Origin of the sequence: Microcoleus sp. T3_D1 (assembly GCF_036700405.1) — a bacterium.
Lineage (GTDB): Bacteria > Cyanobacteriota > Cyanobacteriia > Cyanobacteriales > Microcoleaceae > Microcoleus.
Genome location: NZ_JAUBOV010000048.1, coordinates 29,785 through 41,796, shown reverse-complemented (window position 1 = coordinate 41,796; position 12,012 = coordinate 29,785). Strand labels below are relative to the sequence as shown.

Sequence of the window (12,012 nt, the reverse complement as noted above, 5' to 3'; positions counted from 1 at the left end):
CATCTTGCCTGTTCTTGCGGGACACCCCACAAGAAAATTCATTCTTTGTGGAACAGGCATCTTGCCTGTTCTTGCGATTTATCATTGGGTGGGGGTGAATTTTCGAGATGATTGGTGTTAAACAAAGATGGTTTGTAAAACCCCACCCTAAGAGACATTGCTAAATTGTGGAACATTCGCAGACAACCATTCGGCGCGCAACTTGTCAATAGCTAATTCTTTGAATTTAGCTTCTACTTCAATCCAAGGAGCTTGATAATAGCAATTAGGCATTTCTGTAATTAAATCGCTGTGGCGCGGATCGGCAAAAAATTCTCTGCCATTCGATATATGCACTAATTGCCATTCAGGAACAGACCAAGTTGTGCGGGCTGCTGCGAGCATTTCGGCGACGCTGGGATCGTCGTAAGTTTCTAAATGTTCGTGAATGACGTGGTGGTGGGCGTCAAAAACCATTGGTACGCCGGTATCGAGACAAACTTCTAAAATTTCCGAGGAACTGTAAGCGTATTCGTCATTTTCAAAGGTTAAGCGCGATCGAATTGATTCGGGTAAATCGCGGATGACAGACTTGAGTTGCGAAGTGCGATCGCTCTTGCCGCCGTGAATGTTCATCAGTGCCTGGGGCGATCGGGGTTGTCCCAACTTATCCATAATTAAAGCATGAGTTGCCAGAATTTTAATGCTGTTTTTAACGACATCAGGCTTGTCAGAACTGAGTACAACAAATTGATCCGGGTGGAGTACCAAACGGATGCCCAAAGAAAGAGCGCGATCGCCCGTCTTTTGCAATTCCTCAGTCATGGAGTGTAGCACTGCTTCCCCCAAATCTGTATCTGCAAAAGGGAACAGTGCAGAAGTCATGCGGTAGAGCTTAATCTGATTAGCTGAACAGAAGTCGATCGCTTTGTCAAGCCGCTTTAAGTTGTCTGTATAAAGCTCGCGCAATACCGTTTCTTGTTCAGTTTCCGAAAGCTGTAAAAGTCGCTTCCGCGTGACAGTGCGAAAGCGAACTGCATCGGATGTTGTAATGCAGACTAACCCCAATTCCGGCAATTTGTCCTTTTCCAATACTTGGTTAATATTACTCATTCAAAATAACACCTAGCTCTATTTTTATCACAAAATAGGTTTGTAATAAGGACTGAAGTCCTTAGTTATCAAGTTTTGAGAGACTTTAGTCCCTCAAAACTCGATCTAACTATAATTTCTAGCTTAGACTTAGCTGTTGCGGTCGATCGCCTATCTTAAGTCAGAGATCTGCTTAAGTACATCGCACAGCAGAAAGTTTGTATTACTCTGCCATAGATTCGAGCAGACGACCAACTACAGGGTCAATCTGCCAGTAATCCTTACCGTCTTGCTTCTGATTTCCTAAATGCGAGACAAGACTTAGGATCTCCGCCCATCTGAGAGTCTGCTTGACAATTTCAGGCGATACATCATCAAGAACCTCAATTAATTCCTCAACCGCTGCTGCTTCTCCCCATTGGGCCAAAGTTCGCATCACCAGTTTTATTTGAGGTTCGCAACCGTCAAAGCCCATTGAATTAATTAATTTGTCAGACTTATTAAATTGATTCTTCAGTTCCGCCAAGGAATCTTGCCAGCAATGCGGATTAGCTTGAGAAAATTGATAGAATTTTTGCAGCAGGTTTGGCCAATTCCCTGTAACTGCCGTAATCTTCTTTCTAACTTCTAGTTCGCTGGGTAAATTAACATCTTCCAACCAATGTCGCAGGGCGGCCTCGTGCCAAGGTTTGAGGCTGAAAAATCTCAGTTCCTTAAAGGAATCAAAACCACTCCAATTATGAATAACTAACTGCCAAGCCTTCTCAGGATATGCGACGAAAACAAGCTGAATAAACGACTTTTCTTTAGTCAATCTTTTGAGTTTCTTAAGTGTGTCATCAACCCAATCCTTACTCCAAAGGGTGGTGGCTGATACAACAACGAGCGTCGTGGTATCTTTCTTGCGACGGTTAATAATTTCTGTCAAACGCTGGCTGAAATCCGATCGATCAGAGAGATTTTCTAAATAGTGAATTTTGCAATCCTTCTTACTAGATGCTGCTTCCATCATAAAAACTCTCAAATCGTCAATTCTTGCCGCTTGGCAGCCAAATATAATAGAGACACCGTACTCCCGGCGCAGCAGCTCTGATTCCTGTTGAACAGTTAAAGGACTCCGCCGGGAATCAGCTTTATTTTTGACAAGAGGAGACCTAAAAGTAGCAGGTTCGTATTCAGGTGGAGCTTTGCGGGGTCTCAGAAGTTCTGCTTCAATTTCTGGCTGCGTACCCATAAGCAAGGCTAAATTAGAACTTCTCAGAGTGAAGTAACCTGCATCGGTTTCTCGTAAAACTCCTAATCCGACCATTTCTTCTAGTAAAGCAAGAATTTCATCTTCCGATGACCTTCCCGCGAATCCCTCAGACCACCAATACAAGACTTGTTCGCGAATCCAAGATACAGAAAACCCATCCTCCATACCTGTTTCATTCTGCTGAGAACCATCAGCAATTGAGTAGGCAATTACTTCGTAGCGCAGATCGAGCCCCAGTGTCAACTTAAAGCGATCGCGAATATTATTGCGAAGGTCTTGACTTTGATAAGCTTCTTCTACATGGCGAGAAGCGATCGCGTAAGGCGGACTAATTTTAGGATCGAAAGTAGGGACATCTGGGTTAGTGATGTGCTTGAGTAACTGCTCGCAATAAAGTTGAATCAAGCTCGGATAATAGTTAGTCTGCCACAGAATGCGCGGGATTAAATCGGGCGATTCAAAACCATAGCCAAGACTAGCCAGCGGACGTTCTACCAAAGCTGTTGCGGCTCGCATTTCACCATTATTCAGCAGCGGTCCAATGCAGATCGGCTTGCCAAAGTGAGCCAGGGGATGGTTTGCTTGTCTAGTGGTTCTCAGAACGTTGTGCAATCCGGCAAAGACCACCTTAAAACGTCGGTTAGTTTCCGTCATTAATTTTCTGAACTCATCACAGCGCGGGAAATCCTCCTTACCATCGGCTTCCAGGAAATTATCTGCCTCATCCAACAACAGCAAAAAGCGTCGCTGATTGTCCGATTCCAGCCAACTTTTAATCCGCTGCAAGCTGCTTTCGCGGACGGAATTGCGCCGGTTGATACCGGGAATTTGCAATTTATCCAATTCTTCGTTTAGTAGATGCCAAATTTCATCTAACTGTTGCTGGCGCCCAATTTTTTTGATATCCAAAAATAGGGCGTTCCTTCCCGCGTCGGTTGCGTGAAAAGTCCGCTGTACATACTTAAGCAAAACCGTTTTACCTAACTGGCGGCCTCCATAAATTAAACAAGAACCTTCAGGATTGATTATAGATTCCCGTTCTCGTACTCGCCCGTAAAACATCTCAGGTGCAACCTCTCCGGCTGCGGTTTTATACGGTTCTAGAAAAGTAAAGGGTAAGGTACAGTCAAACAATACAGGTAAGCGTGTTTTTTGTTCTCCGCAAAGGTAGAGCATCAGCACATCATCTATAACAATGAAAGTGCTCCGACGCTGCCGGCACAAATCAGCCAAATCTCGGCGTTTCTTGACGGTCATTCGCCCAAAATGAAAAACGAAGACTGGCCCTCCCAGAGCAGTTTCTCCAACGGCATTGAGGAGATCCTGTTCGTTCGGTCTATCCCATACGCAAAGAATGCGGTAATGACCCTTCGTGGCTGAACCATAGGCAGACACAGGACAGCGATTTTGGTCAGATATCGGCTCAGAATTAACGTCAATCCAGGTATATATTCCTAATTTTTTGACGGCAACAGATTTTATATTAAAACCGAGATTGCTGAGAATTTGGTAAGCATCTTTCTCTGTGACTTGATTTCTGCCCTTGACTGCAAACCAAGCATCAAGCATTTCAGCGGCTTTTTTGGCTTGGGGCCCCTGCGGCATCTGGATTTTGGCGATACTTTTGCCTTTGCCAATGTCTGCAGTTAGATTTTGCTTTTTTTGTCGATCGCGATCGCACTCCTCAAGCACTTTTTCGATCGCAGCATACTTATGCTCGAAGAAGTCTTTAAAAGCCTCTCTCTTTTCCTCTGGTTCAGGAAGCGATCGCCCCTTTTTCAGCATATCTATATATTCCTCGGCCGTCAGGATATCGCCTTGCTCCAATACACTGCAAATTCTGGTACGATCGGCATCTGCTATACCTGTTTGCTGAAGACTCTCTAATTCCTCGGATACTCGATCGATTTGTTCCTGGCGCTTGGCGCTAATTCCTTGACCGATCGCCCGAAGCAGCTCAATTTTTTCGGAAAACCGCCTGGTTGTTACCAGAGCATTTTTAATGCTTTCAATCTGTGCTGCATAAGCACTTCTATCTGTTTCTCTTAGTAAACCAAAAGCTACGGCACTTTCGAGCTGTTTGCTAGTAGTCTCGACCTGCTCCTGCAAAATTCCTTGACACTCTTCAATCCGATTATTTCGTAAGTCCTTTAGCTGAGCGATGTCTATTTTTGGTTCGGGGTAGAGTTCGAGGTATTCGATGATTTGTGCCGTAGCCTCGTGATTTCCCACAGCTTTTGAACTACAGAGATAACTGTGCAGATCGAATGCTTGTTGCCAATCCCAAATATCATTTTTGACTAACTCCAAAATTACCTCTATACCCGCTTCAGGAGTAGCGATATCCAGTTCCCAGGCATCGTCGATCGGGAGAGACGGCATTCTTAACAGATCCGCGTGCAGGATATGTTTTAGGTAAGGTTCTGCGGTAGGCAATTCAGTATCTGGATCGAAGAGATTTCCGATATCTTTGACAGCTTTTCGGCAACAGGCAATACCAGCTAAAATAAACACTGGAGGTTTTGTTTCCTCAAAGGCATCCAATTCTTTAATAACAGTATCTTGAAGCTTCTCAATATCTTCTTTTAACTGTTGGGCTTCTTTCTGAAGATAATTGTCTCTTCGATCTAAGCGCGATTCCTGAACCTCAATCCACTTTCCCACCAAATCAACAGGTTCACGAACGCGATCGCGCAACTGAATCACGGCTTTCCCCATCATTGCATCACGGCGAGTGCGGTGGCGAATTTTACGGTCTGTCTTCTCAATTTCAGAGTCGATCTGGGATTCGTCAGACAATTGATTGACTTTCTGCTTGAGTTCTGAAAGTTTACTCAAATCTTTTTCAAGTACAGGAAATACTAAAGAGTGAATCAGTTCGTCAGGCTTCAACCAATCCTGCCAAACCTTCTTCGCCGGGGGGTAAATCATATCTTTTTTCTGTGCTTGAAACCACCAAGCTTCGATGTTTTGATGCAATTCGTCTAAAGATTTTTGTACGTCTGCTTGGTCTTTGGCTTTCTTGATGGCTTTGAGATCCAGCGCCCGCTGACCATCGCCGTGTTTGGCTATTATTTGGCAATAATCGTACAGTTTTGCAAGTCCAGCTTTACCGAAGTGAAGTTGCTGGAGAAGGTGCTTCGCACCAGTATTTGGCGCTAGTAAAGACGGTCGCATTGCTGCTGCGGCTAAGAGCAAGCTTGCAGCTTGATTCCATTCACTTTTGTCTGGTAATGAATAGCTGGCGGTGTAACTGGTGAAGTCATCTTTAAGCAGATTTGCAAGTTTTCCATATCCTACGTCATAGCGCAGGTTTTGTCCTAGCAATACTGCTCGAATTAACTGCGGTGGCAGGTGCGGTTCAAAGTTGGAGTATTGTTTTTCAAAGCAGCGAGCTAAATGAAATGCAAGGCTGAGTTTTTGTTCAAAAATCAGTCGCCAAACTAAGTCGCGCAAAACTGCTGGGCGTTGTGGGTCGGGGTCGTCCAAGATGGATTGAGCGATTTGTTGAGCGGTATCATTGGGCGAGAAGCTGTAGAGAGACTGTTTTTCTTCTCTTTTTTTATTCCCTGGCTTGTCAACTTCTTTTCCTTGCTTATTTTCCCAATTTTGATTATTTATCTGAGTTGCGGTAGGCGCTTCTGTTGGTGGAATATCTGGGATATTTTCAGTGGTTGGCTGCGCGATCGCCTCCTCTATCAAGACCGCGTTCAACTCTGCTAATGGTGGTTGTTCTAGAATAGGAACAGTTTCAGGTTCCGGCTCCTCAACTAAGGAAGTTGCCTCTAAGTTATTGTTAGTAGAAGGAGCAGGTAAATCTGGTATTGCTTCGGTCTGGAGCGTCAATTCTCGTCTGACTGCTGCCATCGCCAAAGGAATTCCAAATGATGAAGCTACGGCATTCTGTAAGGAAAATAAACGCTCGTAATCTGCTGCGTCCAATTCTGCAATTAGTGCTAGCAGTTTGCAGAATGGATGATTGCCGTCAGCCAAGAGTTGGGTGTCGGGATGCAAGTCAGACTCCTGCGATTCGGAGATGGCGCGTTGAAGTTCGCGGGCTTTTTGCTGACATTCCAACAATGACTGAAAATTGCTCTCTACTCGATGGGCGATCGCTAAAATTCGTTCCAGAACCCTCAAAGCAGAGTCGCGGACAAGAGCGATCACACTTTTTTGCTTCTCGGCAAAATCAACACGCTCAAGTACAGACTTGATATCTGCTAAAGAACCAATTTCCTCAGCTTTCTGCATTGGCGATACTGCCAAATATTCAGCCAGTTCTAGCGCCTTGTCGCGAAGCTGAATAAAATTTTTACCGGACTCGTCAAGTTCTTGAATCAGCTTTTGACATATAGGTATACCAGGGTAAAGCAACTTTCCACTCGCCTCTGACAGCCGTGCTTCCAGTTGGGAAAAAACATCTTCTAGTGCGGTGAGTTGTTTGAGTAAGTCTGCTGAATTGTGTTCCATCGGTTTAATCACTCCATTCAAGTTATTTTCTCTCAGTTCGGCAATGTGGAAATTATGCTCATTCAAATTTGCATAATTCAGATTTTTTTCACTTCCCTCTGCCCTCGACAGATAAGTCTCAGCCAATATTGTTTGTTGTATATTTGATTCTTCTATGAAATTGTTAGAAGGAATTAATGGTTCGGTCATATTAGCTATCTCAACTATTTTATCACCTACAGGCTCTTGTAAGAAAGTGTCGCAATGGCTGCGAGACAAGTTTTTTGAAATGTTGAACAGTCTGGGCTGCATCGGTTGGGCGATCAATCTTTTTGTGTGAGTTTGGTCAATTGCTGTCGGGCGAATATAATCTTCTAGCAATGTGCTGCGACGCTGCGATCGCAACTTTGTCAAAGCCTGAGCCTCAATTTGCCGAATCCGCTCGCGGGTAACATCAAATATATTGCCGATTTCCTGTAGAGTCTTCTCGCAGCCATTATCCAAGCCGAATCGCATCCGCATAACCTCACGTTCGCGGGGTTTGAGGGTCTTTAAGATTCTTTCTATGTCTGCCAGTCGGTTAATGTTTAAAATGTAATCTTCTGGTGTTTCCCCATCGAATTCAATCAACTCTCCCAATGTAGAACATTCCTCCTCACCCATTCGAGTATCTAAGGAAATGATAGGTTTATCCGATTGAATAACCAAGCGCAATTTTGCAGTTGTCATTTCCAAACAATTGGCGATTGCTTCCATCTTGGGAATACGACCAAATTCTTGAGAAAGCCGTTTAGTAGTTTGCTTAACCTCGGAAATTGTGCGCCACAAGTAATCTGGTACCCGGATGGTGCGGGAATGGTTATAAATTGCCCGCGTAATTGCCTGACGTATCCAGCAAGTCGCGTAGGTGGAAAACCTGTAGCCTTTCGTGCAATCAAACTTTTCTACAGCCCTGATTAAACCCAGATTTCCCTCCTGAATCAAGTCTAATAAATCCAGCCCTCGATTTTGATATTTTTTAGCGATTGAGACTACCAGCCGCAAGTTAGACTCTACCATTTTGTGTTTAGCTTTTCGGCAGCCCTCTAATTCTAATTCAGCAATTTTACGAGCTAATTCAATCTCTTCGTAAGCTTTGAGCATGGGAAATCGACGGATTTCTTGCAGGTAAACCCGAAGCGAATCTGACGGTATACGGTCTTCTTTAAATTTAATGCTGTCAGGAATGGTTTTATGCCAAGCTTCGTGAAATTCGTCAAAGTTGCTAAATCCGTAATTTTTATGCAACTCTGCCAAGGAAAGATCGAAGAGAATTTTTAAATGGGAGTTTGTAGGATGGTCGAATGGGATATCTTTAATATGTTTGACTTTTTCTAATACATCTTTAGATTCATTGTGTTTGTTGGCGCGGCGGTTGATAATGGATAAAGTCAGAGTTTCTCCATGCTGAAAAAGAACGATCGCCGGCATGGGGAAAATTTTATTAATCTCGCTGACAATCCCGTCAAGTTGTTCGATAGTGTACGCGCTCCTCCGCAGTGCGATCGCGAAAAACAAGTAGGAAGTAAAAAAGGCACTGTCACCGCTGCTAGTATCAAATTCGACAAACTGGTCATTATCTGCAATTTCTGTTCCGGTAAACTGGAAGAGGAAATCGACCGACAGCCATTCCTCTAAGAGAGCTTTTTGGGAGTTGAGCTTGTGATATATGTCAAATACTGCAATAAAATTATCCGAACTATTAGGATAAAACGGAAGAGTTTTATCACTGCGGTAGCCAAGAGCAAAGAACAAATTACGGGCATTATCGGCAAGTTTTCCCTTGGCAAAACTGTTTAAAGCTTGGTTAATAGATTCTTTGGCTTGTTGTTCGCTGACGCTCATTTAATCACCAGCCAGGTAATCAGTTCAAAATCAGTTGTTGCTTTAACCTGATGGGCTTGTTCAACCAACACAGCACGGCGACTAGACAGCAGATTTCCGCTGAGCCGCTTGTTGTAAATACCTGCAATTGAATCAACCGCCCCCTCAAGCAAATCATTATACAAACTCATATCAAATCCGTTATTAGTTTGTCTATCGAACAAGTTGCACAACTCTTCATAGGGAACAGTACACCCCGCGCACAGCAACTGATATATTTCAAGTATTTGTTTGGGTTGAGCAAAAGTTAATCGCAGTTTCTTATTTTCTCGAACGTAAACTAAAAAGTATGGTTGCAGTGGGTTGACGGTTTTATTATCAAGACAATCGCCTTTTTGTTTGAGGCAAAAAATTACGCCCGGAGCAATTATCGGGTACTCCGAGTTAGTTGGAACTACTGCATAGAGTCCTAAAGGAGCATCTTGGAGTAGTTTGCGGTTGCTCTCAATGTATTTGGCTAGTTCCATTCGGAAATCATCGAGAGTGAATTCCGTTAGGGCTACACTCTCCGTGAAATCTTCGAGATCCAGCACCTCATCTTTCAATCGCAGCAACTGCTTGTCGCGGTATTTCAAATCACTTTCAATCAGTTCTTGAATCTCCTTTGCCTCCAGCAGGTTATCTTCAAATGTACCAGCCATGTCTGCTAGTGCCATCCGTGCTTCTACTCGATTTTTCAGATTGATGTATTGATCCAAGTCCTCTGTCGGCCAAAAATTAATTAATTGTACCGTGTGGTTGGGGCTGCCAATGCGATCGCACCTACCAAACCGCTGGATAATTCGGACTGGGTTCCAGTGTATGTCGTAGTTAATCAGATAATCACAATCTTGTAAATTTTGCCCTTCGGAAATACAATCTGTGGCAATCAATAGATCAATCTCGCCGTCTTGCTGCATAGATGGAATTTGGGCGCGTTTCTTGGCGAAAGGCGAAAAATTTGTCAGGATGTGATTGAACTCGTTTTTGCCAAAGGTAGTCTTATTTGCCGCCGATCCCCCAGTGACCAAAGCTAAGTTAATTTTCAATTCTACTCTTGCCCATTCCCGCAATCCTTCGTAGAGATAGACTGCCGTATCTGCAAAGGCTGTAAAGACTAAAACCTTGCGATTTTGTTGGTCATGCTTGTTAGTGGTAGGATGCTTAACTTTCTCGGCGATCAGTTCTTTTAACTCAGCCAGCTTGGCATCGCGTTCAACAGAAATGCTTTGGGCAGAATTGTAAATTTTTTTAAGCTGTTCCTTGTCGCGTTTCAGGTCTTTTAACCAGGTTTCGACATCGAGGTGCGCCATTTTAACTTTTAGCTTGCCAACCTCCCACGCCGCTCGTAAATCCTCGTCTTCTTCTGCCTCGAACTCTAAATCCTTGAAATCAATTTCCGCGTTTTCGTCTTGCCAATTCCTGAAGGATTCGAGTCGTTTTTGTAACTCGGATATTTTGTCAATAGTCCGCTGCATTGTGATAGCGAAGGAATTCACCGAGCTTTCCAGGCGTTTCAAAAAATTAACCTTTATCATGCCGATTAGAGAGCGTTCCCGATCGCTCTGTTTGAAGTTTTGCACTCTTTTATTTTCATACACCGAACGGTATGGCGGCAGGACATATTTTGAAGGGTTGAATAGCGAGAGTTGATATTTAGAAATTTCGCTGTTAAGCTGTTCGTAGGACATGAACTCACCCTTTAGGTCAATCTCAGGAAATACGGAGATGGGTTTGAGCCGTTCTGGAAAGCCGCCTAATTGGGCGATCGCATCTTTATAGTATTTTTGAATGTGCTTGCGCGATCGTGCGATCGTCAATTCGTCAAGCAGTTTGAAAAAAGCAGAACTTAGTTCTTCCAGCAGTTCGCTAGTTTTGCGATCGCGACTTTTCTTGGCCCACTTGGTAAATTTCCCCTGAGCATCAGCTAGTGTATCGCGCAGACTGGCAATTCCCAGCGATTCCCCAAACGCAGCATCGCGATCTTCTGTGATAAAATAAAGTTGATTCCGCAAATCCTTTAAATCATTGTTAACCGGAGTTGCTGATAAGAGTAACACCTGAGTTTTGACACCGCTCTTGATAATATCATCCATCAGCCTTTCGTAACGACTCTTTCTAATTAGATTGCCAGATTCGTCCCGTTTGCTCTTGATGTTGTTGCGGAAATTGTGGGATTCGTCAATAACTACCAAGTCATAGTTACCCCATTTAATCGTTGCTAAATCAATGTCCCCAGACCTACCGGAATCGCGGCTCAAGTCGGTGTGAGATAAGACTGCATAGTTAAAGCCGTCTTTAAGAAAAGGATTCAGTTCGCTATTGTTCTGTGCTAGATATACAGTCCAATTCTCGCGGAGTTTTTTGGGACAAAGAACCAAAACTGTTCCTTTATTGCGAAGTTCAAAATATTTGATCACCGCTAGAGCTTCAAATGTTTTACCTAAACCAACGCTGTCAGCAATAATACACCCGTTATATCGTCCGATTTTATTGATAGCAGCCTTAACTCCGTCTTTCTGAAATTCAAATAGGGAGTTCCAAATTTCTGTATTAAAAAAGTGTAACTGTTCGCTGAGAATATCGTTTTTTTCTAGGTCATCTAGAAAAGTCTCGAAGATATGAAACAGAGTTTTGTAGTAGATAAACTCAGAAGTATTATTCTGGTAAAGTTGCTCTAGGTACAGCAGCACATCTTGTTTGACATCTTCGATGAGTTCGGCATCATTCCAGAGTTCATCAAACCAGGCTTTAAGGTCGCGGGTATCGCGTTTACTATCTACTTCTAGATTGAGTTCAATATTGTTATATTTCGTACCTAATCCCAGTCCCCGCACCGTAAAATTAGAACTGCCCATAATAGCATTTTCAGTTCCCTTATGAGCAATGTGATACATTTTGCCGTGCAGTAAATTAGATTGCTTTACCGACCGGATCTGTACTTTTTTTTCAATCCATTCTGCACATTCTTTCGCAACCCGCTTTTGCTCCAACCGATTCTGTAGCTGCAAGCCCTCATCCTCAATTTGGAACGCCTTTTTATCAGTTTTACTGGGGTCAAGGGACTTGATGAAGCGCGGTTCGCCAAAGAGAAATTTCAAGCTTTTAATACCTAGAAGTTGTTCCTTCAAAGCATCAAAAGCATAAATTGTAAAGTAAGCAGAAACAATTGACAAGGTTGAGTTTTCCTCAACCTTGGCTTTCAAAAAATCGCCCACAGTGCCGCGGCGGCGGTTGTCTCTAATTGCCGACTTTGGGAGAGAAGCATCATCCTGTGACATAGCCTACCTTTATGCGGTTGTTGCACTAGGCTATATTCTACATCTTCCACCATT

3 protein-coding genes and 1 pseudogene are annotated in these 12,012 nt (G+C 43.5%); all 4 read right to left on the bottom strand.

Annotated features, from left to right (window positions below):
* Positions 1–147: 147 nt before the first annotated feature.
* Positions 148–1,092: a UV DNA damage repair endonuclease UvsE gene (gene uvsE / locus QT992_RS21020; protein ID WP_333336597.1), complete on the bottom strand. Its 945-nt coding sequence runs from the start codon at positions 1,090–1,092 to the stop codon at positions 148–150.
* Between the two features lie 202 nt (positions 1,093–1,294).
* Positions 1,295–6,577: an AAA family ATPase gene (locus QT992_RS33695; protein ID WP_445305801.1), complete on the bottom strand. Its 5,283-nt coding sequence runs from the start codon at positions 6,575–6,577 to the stop codon at positions 1,295–1,297.
* Positions 6,578–7,135: 558 nt separating this feature from the next.
* Positions 7,136–8,134 (bottom strand): annotated as a pseudogene (locus QT992_RS21010) (sigma-70 family RNA polymerase sigma factor); the annotation flags it as partial.
* Positions 8,135–8,655: 521 nt separating this feature from the next.
* On the bottom strand, positions 8,656–11,958 hold the full coding sequence (locus QT992_RS21005) for a helicase-related protein (RefSeq protein ID WP_333336595.1): 3,303 nt from the start codon (positions 11,956–11,958) through the stop codon (positions 8,656–8,658).
* Positions 11,959–12,012: the final 54 nt, after the last annotated feature.